This window comes from Pseudomonas sp. KH_027 (genome assembly GCF_057838565.1).
Genome location: NZ_CM174470.1, coordinates 2,640,712 through 2,653,423 on the forward strand (window position 1 = coordinate 2,640,712; position 12,712 = coordinate 2,653,423).

Sequence of the window (12,712 nt, forward strand, 5' to 3'; positions counted from 1 at the left end):
GCCGTCAACACTAAAACGTAAAAAATTCAGTGAGATAAAGGAGTTACGGGAAATTGCTGACCAGCCGCCTTTGCCCGACCGGCTTGTCATGCGAGAATGCGCGTCCTTTTTCAATCATTTCCGATGGTTAACCAAGCGTCATGACCGCACAACTAATCGACGGCAAAGCGATCGCCGCCAGCCTACGCCAGCAGATCGCCCAACGTGTCGCCGAGCGTCGCCAACAAGGTCTGCGTACCCCTGGCCTGGCGGTGATCCTGGTAGGCAGCGACCCCGCCTCCCAGGTGTATGTCTCGCACAAGCGCAAAGACTGTGAAGAAGTTGGCTTCCTGTCCCGGGCCTACGATCTGCCGGCCAGCACCAGCCAGACTGAGCTGCGCGACCTGATCGACAACCTGAACGAAGACCCCAGCATCGACGGCATCCTGGTTCAACTGCCTTTGCCGGAACACCTGGACGCCTCGCTGTTGCTGGAGCGCATTCGCCCGGACAAAGATGTCGACGGCTTTCACCCCTACAACATCGGCCGCCTGGCACAGCGCATCCCGGTACTGCGCCCCTGCACGCCCAAAGGCATCATGACCCTGCTGACCAGCACCGGCGCCGACCTGTACGGCATGAATGCAGTCGTCGTGGGCGCCTCCAACATCGTTGGCCGACCGATGGCCATGGAGCTGCTGCTGGCGGGTTGCACCGTCACGGTCACCCATCGCTTCACCCAGGATCTGGCCGACCATGTGGGTCGCGCTGATCTGGTGGTGGTGGCCGCCGGCAAACCCGGACTGGTCAAGGGTGAGTGGATCAAGCCAGGCGCCATCGTCATTGACGTCGGGATCAACCGCCAGACCGACGGCAAGCTGGTCGGCGACGTGGTGTACGAAACCGCCCTGCCCCGCGCTGGCTGGATTACCCCGGTACCCGGCGGCGTTGGCCCGATGACCCGCGCCTGCCTGCTGGAAAACACCCTGTACGCCGCCGAGCATCTGCACGTCTGAGCGCTATCCGGCAATAAAAAACGGCACCCTCGGGTGCCGTTTTTTATTGCCGGAAGAGCTTGCTCGCACCCAGGCTCCGGCGTGGGTGCGAGCAGCGATCGAGGCGCGCAAACCCAGTAAAAGCGCCGACTAGTCAGCCAGACGCCAGCTGGTCCCGCCCTTGCCATCTTCCAGCAGCACCCCCATGGCCGTGATCTGATCACGAATCCGATCCGACTCCGCCCAGTCCTTGGCGGCACGGGCGGCCAAGCGCGCCTGGATCAGCGCCTCGACCTGCGCGGCATCGACCTTGCCAGCGGCACCCGCCTGCAGAAAGGCCTCAGGCTCAAGCTGCAACACGCCGAGCAGGCTGGCCAGCTCCTGCAAGCGCGCAGCCAAACCGGCGGCGACGGACGGATCGCTGTCACGCAGGCGGTTGACTTCGCGCGCCAGCTCGAACAACACGGCACAGGCTTCCGGCGTATTGAAGTCATCGTTCATCGCCTTGGCGAAACGCTCGACGAACGCCTCACCACCAGCCGGCTGCGCAGCCGGCAAGCCTTTGAGCGAATGATAGAAACGCTCGAGAGCGCCCTTGGCTTCCTTGAGGCTGTCTTCGGAGTAATTGATCGGGCTGCGGTAGTGGCTGGAAACCAGCAGGTAGCGCACCACTTCCGGATGGTACTTCTCCAACACTTCGCGAATGGTGAAGAAATTACCCAGGGATTTGGACATCTTCTCGCCATCCACCCGCACCGCGCCGGCATGCATCCAGGTGTTGGCGTAGGCCTTGCCGGTGGCCGCCTCACTCTGGGCGATCTCATTTTCGTGGTGCGGGAACACCAGGTCCGGGCCGCCGCCGTGGATATCGAAGGTTTCGCCCAGGCAGCAGGTCGACATCACCGAGCATTCGATATGCCAGCCCGGCCGGCCCGCGCCCCAGGGCGACTCCCAGCTCGGCTCGCCCGGCTTGACGCCTTTCCAGAGCACGAAATCGAGCGGATCGTCCTTCGCTTCATCGACTTCGATCCGCGCACCGATGCGCAGGTCTTCGATCTTCATCCGCGACAACTTGCCGTAACCGACGAACTTGCCGACCCGGTAGTAGACGTCGCCATTGCCCGGCGCGTAGGCAAAGCCCTTGTCAATCAAGGTCTGGATCATGCCGTGCATGCCAGCGATATGCTCGGTGGCGCAGGGCTCCTGGTCCGGACGCAGTACGCTCAGGCGCGCCTCGTCCTCGCGCATGGCGGCGATCATGCGGGCGGTCAACTGGTCGAAGCTTTCGCCATTTTCCTGGGCGCGACGAATGATCTTGTCGTCGATATCGGTGATGTTACGCACGTAGGTCAGCTCGTAGCCGCTGTGGCGCAACCAGCGCGCCACCACGTCGAAGGCCACCATGACCCGCGCATGGCCGATATGGCAGAAGTCGTACACGGTCATGCCGCAGACATACATGCTGACCTTGTTGCCAGCGATCGGCTTGAGGACTTCCTTGGTTTTACTGAGCGTGTTGTAGATGGAAAGCACGATACTTGTTCCTTGGAACTGCTCTAGAAGCCGGCGAGCGCGCCAGGCGCGCCCGTCCGAGCCGATTCAGCCTTAAGCCCAGGAGTCACGCAGGGTGACGGTACGGTTGAAGACCGGACGACCGGGTTTCGAGTCCTTGATATCCGCGCAGAAGTAACCTTCGCGCTCGAACTGGAAACGGTCTTCCGGCTGCGCCTGGGCCAGCGACGGCTCGGCACGGCAACCGCTCAGCACCTGCAGGGAGTCCGGGTTGATGTTCTCCAGAAAGCTGGCACCCTCTTCCGCCTTCTCGGGGCTGGGCGAGCGGAACAGGCGGTCGTACAAGCGCACTTCGCACTCGACGCTCTCGGCCGCCGGCACCCAGTGGATCACGCCCTTGACCTTGCGCCCTTCCGGGTTCTTGCCGAGGGTGTCCGCGTCGTAGGAGCAACGCAGTTCGACGATGTTGCCGTCGGCGTCCTTGATCGCTTCATCGGCACGGATCACATAGCTGCCGCGCAGACGTACTTCGCCACCCAGCACCAGCCGCTTGAAACCTTTCGGCGGCTCGCCTTCGACGAAATCATCGTGATCGATATACAGCTCACGGGAAAACGGCAGTGCGCGCGCACCCATGTCGGTTTTCGGGTGGCGCGCCAACTCGAGGTTTTCCACCTGGCCTTGCGGGTAGTTGCCAATCACCACTTTCAATGGCCGCAGCACGCACATGGCCCGTGGCGCGCTGTGATCGAGGTCGTCACGAATGCTGAATTCGAGCATGGCGACATCGACGATACCGTCGGAACGGTTGGTGCCGATCATCTCGCAAAAATTACGGATCGATGCGGCGGTATAGCCGCGGCGGCGGAAGCCGGACAGGGTCGACATGCGCGGATCGTCCCAACCATTGACGTGCTTCTCGTCGACCAACTGCTTGAGCTTGCGCTTGCTGGTTACGGTGTAGCTCAGGTTGAGCCGGGAGAACTCGTACTGACGCGGCTTGCTCGGCACCGACATGTTGTCGAGGAACCACTCGTACAACGGGCGATGACCTTCGAATTCGAGGGTGCAGATCGAATGGGTAATGCCTTCGATCGCATCGGACTGGCCGTGAGTGAAGTCGTAGTTCGGGTAGATGCACCAAGTGTCGCCGGTCTGGTGGTGATGAGCATGGCGAATGCGATACAGAATCGGGTCGCGCAGGTTCATGTTCGGTGAAGCCATGTCGATCTTGGCACGCAGTACGCGGGCGCCGTCCTCGAACTCGCCAGCCTTCATGCGCGCGAACAGATCGAGGCTTTCCTCGACGCTGCGCTCGCGGAACGGGCTGTTCTTGCCCGGCTCGGTGAGGTTGCCGCGGTACTCGCGCGCCTGCTCCGGGCTCAGGTCGCAGACATAGGCCTTACCGGCCGTGATCAGCTCGACAGCCCAGGCATGCAACTGATCGAAATACTGCGAGGCGTAACGCACCTCGCCATCCCACTGGAAGCCCAGCCACTTCACGTCGCTTTCGATGGCGTCGATGTATTCCTGGTCTTCCTTGGCCGGGTTGGTGTCATCGAAACGCAGGTTGCAGACACCACCGAACTCTTCGGCCAGACCGAAGTTCACGCAGATCGACTTGGCGTGGCCAATGTGCAGGTAGCCATTGGGCTCCGGCGGGAAGCGCGTGACGATTTTCGTGTGCTTGCCCGCATCCAAGTCCGCCTGAACGATCTGGCGCAGGAAGTTGGCAGGAACGGCTGGACCCGCTTTGGGATCAACAGTGGCGGCGAGATGAGGGTCGAGAGTGGGCTTGCTCATGGGATCCTTGAACGTACTAGTGCGCAGCCAGGGTAGGCCGACTAAATCAAAGCGCTTATCATAGCCGAAGCTGTCAACCCCCTGACAGGCCTTCGATTTTCTCGACCGAGTGGATTTTCCCATGATCAAGCTGCATACCAATCACGGCGTCATCACCCTGAACCTCTTTGCTGACAAGGCCCCGGAGACTGTGGCCAACTTCGAGGAGTACGTTAAGGCTGGTCATTACGACAACACCGTATTTCACCGCGTGATCAGCAACTTCATGATCCAGGGCGGCGGTTTCGAGCCGGGCATGAAGCAAAAAGCCACTCGCGCCACCATCAAGAACGAAGCCAACAACGGCGTTTCCAACAAAATCGGCACCGTGGCCATGGCCCGCACCATGGAACCGCATTCGGCTTCCGCACAGTTTTTCATCAACGTTTCCGACAACAACTTCCTCGACCACAGCGCACCGACCGTACAGGGCTGGGGCTACACCGTGTTCGGTGAAGTGGTTGAAGGCATGGACGTGGTGAACAAGATCAAATCCGTCGCCACCACCATGAAGTCCGGCCACCAGGACGTTCCAGTCGATGACGTGATCATCGAGCGCGCAGAGATCGTTGCCGAGTAAGCAGTTTGATCACCCTACTGATCTCCGATCTGCATCTCGAAGAACAACGCCCGGATATCACCCGGGCGTTTCTGCATTTTCTCGCCGGCCGCGCGCGCACGGCCGACACGCTGTACATCCTGGGCGACTTTTTCGAAGCCTGGATCGGCGACGATGCCATGAGCGCCTTCCAGCGCTCGATCGCGCAGGCTTTGCGCGACCTCGGCGACCGCGGCACGCAGATTTACCTGATGCACGGCAACCGCGACTTCATGCTCGGTCAAGGCTTCTGCCGCCTGGCCGGCTGCACCTTGCTGGCCGACCCGTGCCTGGTCGAGTTGAACGGTGAACGCGTGCTGCTGATGCACGGCGACAGCCTCTGCACCCAGGATGCGGCCTATATGCGACTGCGCCGCATACTGCGCAACCCAGTCACGCTGTGGATATTGCGCCACCTGCCGCTGGCTACCCGGCACAAGCTGGCACGCAAGCTGCGCAAGGAAAGCCGCGCCCAGACGCAAATGAAAGCCAGCGACATCACCGACGTCAACCCGCTGGAAGTACCCTGCGTCATGGCTGCCCACAAGGTGCGGACCCTGATCCACGGTCACACCCATCGCCCGGCCGTCCACTCGCTGCAGGTCGACGGCCAACCCGCGCAACGCATCGTGCTTGGCGACTGGGATCAACAGGGCTGGGCGCTGCAGGTCGACGCAGAGGGTTTCCAGCAGGCCTCTTTCGCCCTGAACGCAGGCTGATTCAGCCCTGGCTGGCGCCAGGAACCCCGCTGTGGAAACGAAACTCGCGGTCGGGGGACTCGATCAACGCCTGCTCCACAGCCCTGACCTTGTCGATCACACGGTTTACGTCCTGCGCTTCGCCATATTGGTAAGCCAGCTTCAGGTAGCCCTGGAAGTGCCGGGCTTCGCTTTTCAGCAAACCGAAGTAGAACGTGCCCAGCTCAGCATCGAGATGCGGCACCAAGGCCTCGAAACGCTCGCAGCTGCGCGCCTCGATAAAGGCCCCGACGACCAGGGTATCGACCAGTTTGACCGGCTCATGGGTACGGACCACAGCCCTCAAGCCAGAGGCGTAGCGACCGGCTGAGAGCGCTCTCAACTCGATTTTGCGCCGCTTCATCAACCGCAGCACCTGCTCATGGTGCACGAGCTCCTCACGGGCCAACCGCGACATGAGGTGGATCAAATCCGCATGGGTGTTGTATTTGGCGATCAAGCTGAGGGCCGTGCTGGCTGCCTTGAACTCACAGTTCTTGTGGTCGATCAGCATGGTTTCCTGATCGGCCAACGCCGCCTCGACCCAGGCAGCCGGCGTGACGCAACCCAGGAATTCGTGGATTTGCGGGAAGTTCATGGCCGTTCATCCTTTTGCAGCATGACCGGCGGTTCAATGCACACAGCATGAGCGCGTAGCAGAGCCGGTGCAGGCCAGACATACGGGGGCGGGCAAAGCAGAAAAGCGTCGATTTCGGGGAGCAATTGCATGATCTCACAAGGCGTCGTTTCGACGCTGGCAGGCAGGTCCGGGGCGGGCCATTATACGAATGCAGGCGCAGACGACCAGCCGAGCCGTTGATATGCATCAAGAACAGCGACCGCTGACGGCAACTATAGTGATAACAGCCACTCGCAATCACTCGCAGGGAGACGATCATGCAAGCCATTCGCAGCATTCTGGTGATAATTGAGCCCGAACAACCGCAAGGTCTCGCTCTAAAGCGCGCCAAGCTGATCGCTGGAGTGACTCAGTCGCATCTGCACCTGCTGATCTGCGACAAAAAGCACGATCACTCTGCCCTACTCGCCGAACTCGGCAGCCTGCTGCAGCAGGAGGGTTACAGCGTGTCCAGCCAACAGGCCTGGCACGAAAACCTGCATCAAACCATCATCACCACGCAGCAAGCCGAAGGCTGCGGCCTGGTGATCAAGCAACACCACCCGGACAACCCGCTGAAAAAAGCCCTGCTCACCCCGGATGACTGGAAGCTGCTGCGCTACTGCCCTGGCCCGGTCCTGATGGTGAAAACGGACAAACCCTGGGCCGATGGCACTATTCTCGCCGCCATCGATGTCGGCAACTCCGACGGCGAACACCGCACGCTGCACGCCAGCATCATCAATCACGCCTATGAGATCGCCGGCCTGGCCAAGGCGCGTCTGCATGTGATCAGCGCTCACCCCTCGCCCATGCTCTCGGCAGCCGACCCGGTGTTCCAACTCAAGGAAACCATCGAAATGCGCTACCGCGAGCAGTGCCAGGCCTTCCAGATCGAGTACGACTTCAGCGACGAGCAATTGCATATCGAAGAAGGCCCGGCCGACGTGCTGATCCCCTACATGGCCCACAAGCTCAACGCGGCGGTCACGGTAATCGGCACCGTAGCGCGCACCGGCATTTCCGGCGCGCTGATCGGCAACACCGCCGAGGTGGTGCTGGACACCCTGGAAAGCGACGTCCTGGTGCTCAAGCCCGATGCGATTATCGCCCACCTGGAAGAGCTGGTCGCACAGCGCTGAACCCCGTTTTATTCAGGACGGGCCACACGCCAAACAAAAGCCGCCTGATGGCGGCTTTTGTTTGGCGTGTGGATTTCTCAATAAGGCTCAATTGCGGCGCTCCAGACCCTCCAGAAGAAAACGTGGAGCGATATAGCGCTCGTAATGGGCCTCGGACAGCAAAAAGAACTCTCGGTCGATGGCATCACGCAATTGCGGCAACGCCCAACCGCGAAACTCCGGCAGCAAGGTCATGCCATAGGCATCCAGCTGGCTGATGACGCGGGCGCCACGGGCGATGAGCTGGTAGGCCCAACAATACGCCGACTGTTCGGGAACGAAGCGGATTTTGCGCTGCTCCAGCTGCTGGCGCAGGCGAGCCGGATCGAAAACATCCAGTTTCGCCGTCATCACCTGCACCAGCAAGATTTCCAGTCGTCGCCAGACCGCACGCTTTTCCTCGTCGTTATAGAGGTTCCAGTTCACGACCTCATGGTGGAAGCGCTTGCAGCCGCGACACACCAGATCACCGTAAACCGTGGAGCAGAGGCCGACGCAAGGCGTCTTGATGCGTTGATTGGACATGGTCGGGAGGTACGGACAGAGAAAAACAGGTAGGCATCTTAGTCCTTTGTCTAATGAGGGTCACCCCAGTCTATGTGGGGCTTTGTCTTAACTTTGCTGCGGTTATCCAGTAGAATCGGCCGGCCATTCTTAGGCGTCATGTCCGTTAGAAGCTGTTTTCAAAGCGTCACGAGCACAGTTAATCCAGCAGGAACGCCGTTGACTGGGGCAGGCTCCCCTCAGATCCCCCCAGTCAGCCCTCATCTAGTTCGTCCTGCCGGCGTAAAACTTTGAAAACAGCTTCTGGATGCGTCCCGGACAACCCTATGGGACCACTGATGAGGGTAATAACTGTGCTTGAAGCCTATCGCAAACACATCGCAGAGCGTGCCGCTCAGGGTATCGTGCCCCAGCCGCTGAACGCCGAACAAACCGCAGGCCTGGTCGAGCTGCTGAAAAGCCCGCCGGCTGGCGAAGAAGAATTCCTGCTCGATCTGATCACCAACCGCGTGCCGCCAGGCGTGGATGAAGCTGCCTACGTCAAGGCCGCCTTCCTGTCGGCCCTGGCCAAAGGCGAAGTCAGCTCGCCGTTGTTGGACAAAAAGCGCGCCGTCGAACTGCTCGGCACCATGCAGGGTGGCTACAACATCGTCACCCTGGTCGACCTGCTGGACGACGCCGAACTGGCTCCGGTTGCCGCTAAAGAGCTCAAGCACACCCTGCTGATGTTCGACGCCTTCCACGACGTCGCGGAAAAAGCCAAGAACGGCAACGCCCACGCCAAGGCTGTGATGCAGTCCTGGGCCGATGGCGAGTGGTTCAAGAACCGCCCGACCCTGGCCGACAAGATCAGCCTGCGCGTGTTCAAGGTCACCGGCGAAACCAACACCGACGACCTGTCCCCGGCTCCGGATGCCTGGTCGCGTCCTGACATCCCGCTGCACGCCCTGGCCATGCTGAAAATGGCCCGCGACGGCATCGTGCCGGATGTGCAAGGCGCCATCGGCCCGATGAAGCAGATCGAAGCCATGCGCAACGACGGCTTCCCGATCGCCTACGTCGGTGACGTGGTCGGTACCGGTTCCTCGCGTAAATCGGCGACCAACTCGGTGCTGTGGTTCTTCGGCGACGACGTTCCTTACGTGCCGAACAAGCGCTCCGGCGGCTTCTGCTTCGGCAGCAAAATCGCGCCGATCTTCTACAACACCATGGAAGATGCCGGCGCACTACCGATCGAATTCGACGTCACCAACATGAACATGGGCGACGTGATCGACCTGTACCCGCATGCTGGCAAAGTCACCAAGCACAACAGCGACGAAGTCCTGACCACCTTCGAAATGAAAACCCCGGTGCTGCTCGACGAAGTCCGTGCCGGCGGTCGTATCCCGCTGATCATCGGCCGCGGCCTGACCGAGAAGGCGCGCGCCGAACTGGGTCTGCCACCGTCCGATCTGTTCAAGAAGCCGGAAGCACCGGCTGAAAGCAGCAAGGGCTTCACCCTGGCGCAGAAAATGGTCGGCAAGGCCTGCGGCGTCGCTGGCGTTCGTCCAGGCACCTACTGCGAACCGAAAATGACCACCGTCGGCTCCCAGGACACTACTGGCCCGATGACCCGTGACGAGCTGAAAGACCTGGCGTGCCTGGGCTTCTCCACCGACCTGGTGATGCAGTCGTTCTGCCACACCGCGGCCTATCCAAAGCCGATCGACGTGACCACCCACCACACCCTGCCCGACTTCATCATGACCCGCGGCGGCGTTTCCCTGCGTCCGGGCGACGGCATCATCCACAGCTGGCTGAACCGCATGCTGCTGCCGGACACCGTCGGCACCGGTGGTGACTCGCACACCCGCTTCCCGATGGGCATCTCGTTCCCGGCCGGTTCCGGTCTGGTCGCCTTCGCCGCCGCCACTGGCGTTATGCCACTGGACATGCCGGAATCGATCCTGGTGCGCTTCAAAGGTAAAATGCAACCGGGCGTCACCCTGCGCGACCTGGTGCACGCCATTCCTTACTACGCGATCCAGGCTGGCCTGCTGACCGTAGAGAAGAAAGGCAAGAAAAATGCCTTCTCCGGCCGCATTCTGGAAATCGAAGGCCTGGACAACCTGAGCATCGAACAGGCTTTCGAGCTGTCCGACGCCTCCGCCGAACGTTCGGCTGCCGGTTGCACCATCAAGCTGTCGAAAGAGTCGATCACCGAGTACCTGAGCTCCAACATCACCCTGCTGCGCTGGATGATCGGCGAAGGCTACGGCGATGCTCGTACCCTGGAACGTCGTGCCCAAGCGATGGAAGCCTGGATCGCCAACCCTGAGTTGATGGTTGCCGATGCCGACGCCGAATACGCTGAAATCATCGAGATCGACCTGGCCGAGATCAAGGAGCCGGTGCTCTGCGCGCCGAACGACCCGGACGACGCCCGCCTGCTGTCCAGCGTGGCTGGCGAGAAGATCGACGAAGTGTTCATCGGTTCGTGCATGACCAACATCGGTCACTTCCGCGCTGCCGGTAAACTGCTGGATCAGGTCAAAGGTCAGCTGCCAACCCGTCTGTGGCTGTCGCCGCCGACCAAGATGGACGCTCACCAACTGACCGAAGAGGGCTACTACGGCATCTACGGCAAGGCTGGCGCGCGCATGGAAATGCCGGGCTGCTCGCTGTGCATGGGTAACCAGGCTCGCGTTGAACCGAACGCCACCGTGGTGTCGACTTCGACCCGTAACTTCCCCAACCGTCTGGGCGATGGTGCCAACGTCTACCTGGCCTCGGCCGAGCTGGCATCGGTGGCTTCGATCCTCGGTCGCCTGCCGACCGTCGAGGAGTACATGGCCTACGCGAAAGAAATCGACACCATGGCCAGCGATGTCTACCGCTACCTGAGCTTCGACCAGATCGCCGAGTTCCGTGAAGCGGCAGCGAACGCCAACATCCCGGTGGTTCAAGCCTAAGTTACGCAACGCTGTGAAACCAACCCCGCCCTGTGCGGGGTTTGTTTTTTCCGCCGCTTGCGGGCCACACAGCCAGTGTCTAGCTTTAACACTGTGAGCCGTTATCTTGCGACGCCTCTTTCGACCACTGTGGAGCACACCATGAAGCACTGGATTCTCGCCCTTCTCTGCGCAACCAGCCTGGCCGGCTGCTCCAGCGAGTACATCATCACCACCACCGACGGCCAGATGCTGACCAGCGACGGCAAGCCACAACTGGATAAAAAGACCGGCATGCTGGAGTTCGAGGATAGCGAGGGCCGCGTTCAGCAAATCCCGCAAACCTCGGTCAAGCAGATGATCGAACGCTGAGGCAATCGACCCTGCGCAACCAGCCCCCGCCTCCGCGGGGGTTTGTTTTTCTACCTAAACCAACTGCTGGCATATCGCTTGCTTCTGTTTGTGCAACAGAACTTTCTCCAACGGCGGAGTCGGTTCATAGACAATGGCGTCGCTGCTGGTTACCTGATCGCGAGGTGGCTGGGGCGGCGCTTTTTTGTTTAACGACGGAATTGCAAACATGAGCGATGACACAAGCACTGCACGCACAGACAACCTGGCCTGGGTCGCAGGTTCCGACGCCCCGGAAAAGACGGTGCTCAACCTCGGCTTCATGGCCCTGACCGACTCCGCCTCGCTGATCGTCGCGGCCACCCAGGGCTTCGCCCAGCCTTACGGCTTGACGCTGAACCTGCAACGCCAAGCCTCCTGGGCCAGCCTGCGCGACAGGCTGCTGAGCCGCGAGCTGGATGCCGCCCAAGCGCTCTACGGCCAGGTTTACGGCATTCATCTCGGGCTCGGCGGGCCAACCTGCGAAATGGCCATTCTCATGGGGCTGTGCCAGAACGGTCAGGCCATCAACCTGTCGGAACCACTCAAACGTGCCGGCCTGAGCACTCCTGAAGCACTCGCCAGGCACGTGCTCCACGGCGGTGCAAAACTCACCTTCGCCCAGACCTTCCCGACCGGCACCCATGCCATGTGGCTCAACTACTGGCTGGCCAGCCACGGCATTCATCCCCTGCACGATGTGAACACCGTGGTCGTACCGCCCGCGCAAATGCTCGCGCACCTCAAGGCGGCCCGGATCGATGGCTTTTGCGCGGGCGGCCCCTGGGGCGCGCTGGCGGTCGATGAAGGCCAGGGCTTCACCCTCGCCACCAGCCAGATGATCTGGGCCGATCATCCGGAAAAAGTGCTCGGTGTCACCCGCGAGTTCGTCGAGCGCTACCCGAATACTGCGCGGGCGCTGACCATGGCCGTGCTCGAAGCCAGCCGGTTCATCGACGCCAGCGAAGAAAACAAACGCAGCACGGCGCAATTGATCAGCGGCAGCGAGTACATCAATGCCCCGCTCTCGGCTATCGAGCCGCGCTTTCTCGGCCAGTACCAGGACGGGCTCGGCAATGCCTGGCAAGACCGGCACCCGTTGCGCTTCCATGCCGAAGGTGTGGCGAACATGCCCTATCTGTCCGACGGCATGTGGTTCATGACCCAATTCCGCCGCTGGGGCCTGCTGCGCGATGATCCGGACTACCTCGGCATCGCCAGGCAGGTGCAGCAACTCGACCTCTACGCCGAGGCCGCCAGCGCCCTGGGCATCGCCGTACCGGCCACCGCCATGCGCAGCGCCACCCTGCTCGACGGCACAACCTGGGACGGCAGCGACCCTGCCGGCTATGCGCGCAGCTTCGCCCTGCACGCCTTGGCCGACACCCCTCAATCCCACGCCCTTTGACGGAGAATGACCTT

Annotated in this window: 11 protein-coding genes; 7 read left to right on the forward strand and 4 right to left on the reverse strand. The window is 61.3% G+C overall.

What is annotated here, in order from left to right; genetic code table 11:
• Positions 1–140 precede the first annotated feature (140 nt).
• Positions 141–995, forward strand: coding sequence for a bifunctional methylenetetrahydrofolate dehydrogenase/methenyltetrahydrofolate cyclohydrolase FolD (gene folD / locus AC3IYG_RS12445; protein WP_489308786.1), 855 nt, complete (start codon positions 141–143; stop codon positions 993–995).
• 129 nt (positions 996–1,124) lie between these two features.
• Here the strand turns inward: folD and cysS are convergent, their stop codons facing one another.
• Together cysS and AC3IYG_RS12455 are read right to left on the reverse strand one after the other, a co-directional pair.
• A complete protein-coding gene (gene cysS, locus AC3IYG_RS12450; protein WP_489308788.1) occupies positions 1,125–2,507 on the reverse strand; it encodes a cysteine--tRNA ligase in 1,383 nt (460 codons plus the stop codon).
• 72 nt (positions 2,508–2,579) lie between these two features.
• Entirely contained in the window at positions 2,580–4,289 is a 1,710-nt protein-coding gene (locus AC3IYG_RS12455; protein ID WP_489308790.1) for a glutamine--tRNA ligase/YqeY domain fusion protein, read from the reverse strand.
• Between the two features lie 121 nt (positions 4,290–4,410).
• Here AC3IYG_RS12455 and AC3IYG_RS12460 point away from each other — a divergent pair, with 121 nt between their 5' ends.
• Together AC3IYG_RS12460 and lpxH are read left to right on the forward strand one after the other, a co-directional pair.
• Positions 4,411–4,908, forward strand: coding sequence for a peptidylprolyl isomerase (locus AC3IYG_RS12460; protein ID WP_489308791.1), 498 nt, complete (start codon positions 4,411–4,413; stop codon positions 4,906–4,908).
• 5 nt (positions 4,909–4,913) lie between these two features.
• Positions 4,914–5,645, forward strand: coding sequence for a UDP-2,3-diacylglucosamine diphosphatase (gene lpxH / locus AC3IYG_RS12465; RefSeq protein WP_489308793.1), 732 nt, complete (start codon positions 4,914–4,916; stop codon positions 5,643–5,645).
• A 1-nt stretch (position 5,646) separates the two neighbouring features.
• Here the strand turns inward: lpxH and AC3IYG_RS12470 are convergent, their stop codons facing one another.
• Positions 5,647–6,261 (reverse strand): MiaE family protein, encoded by a 615-nt coding sequence (locus AC3IYG_RS12470; RefSeq protein WP_489308795.1) that lies wholly within the window; start codon positions 6,259–6,261, stop codon positions 5,647–5,649.
• A 299-nt stretch (positions 6,262–6,560) separates the two neighbouring features.
• Between AC3IYG_RS12470 and AC3IYG_RS12475 the strand changes: the two genes are divergently transcribed.
• Complete coding sequence (locus AC3IYG_RS12475; RefSeq protein ID WP_489308797.1) at positions 6,561–7,424, forward strand: universal stress protein; 864 nt, start codon at positions 6,561–6,563, stop codon at positions 7,422–7,424.
• Between the two features lie 87 nt (positions 7,425–7,511).
• Here the strand turns inward: AC3IYG_RS12475 and AC3IYG_RS12480 are convergent, their stop codons facing one another.
• Entirely contained in the window at positions 7,512–7,988 is a 477-nt protein-coding gene (locus AC3IYG_RS12480) for a DUF1289 domain-containing protein (protein ID WP_489308799.1), read from the reverse strand.
• Between the two features lie 332 nt (positions 7,989–8,320).
• Between AC3IYG_RS12480 and acnB the strand changes: the two genes are divergently transcribed.
• From acnB to AC3IYG_RS12495, 3 genes are all read left to right on the forward strand, one after another.
• Positions 8,321–10,921: a bifunctional aconitate hydratase 2/2-methylisocitrate dehydratase gene (gene acnB / locus AC3IYG_RS12485; protein ID WP_489313904.1), complete on the forward strand. Its 2,601-nt coding sequence runs from the start codon at positions 8,321–8,323 to the stop codon at positions 10,919–10,921.
• 141 nt (positions 10,922–11,062) lie between these two features.
• A complete protein-coding gene (locus tag AC3IYG_RS12490; protein ID WP_489308800.1) occupies positions 11,063–11,272 on the forward strand; it encodes a YgdI/YgdR family lipoprotein in 210 nt (69 codons plus the stop codon).
• Positions 11,273–11,480: 208 nt separating this feature from the next.
• A complete protein-coding gene (locus AC3IYG_RS12495; RefSeq protein ID WP_489308801.1) occupies positions 11,481–12,698 on the forward strand; it encodes a CmpA/NrtA family ABC transporter substrate-binding protein in 1,218 nt (405 codons plus the stop codon).
• The last annotated feature ends 14 nt before the right edge of the window (positions 12,699–12,712 follow it).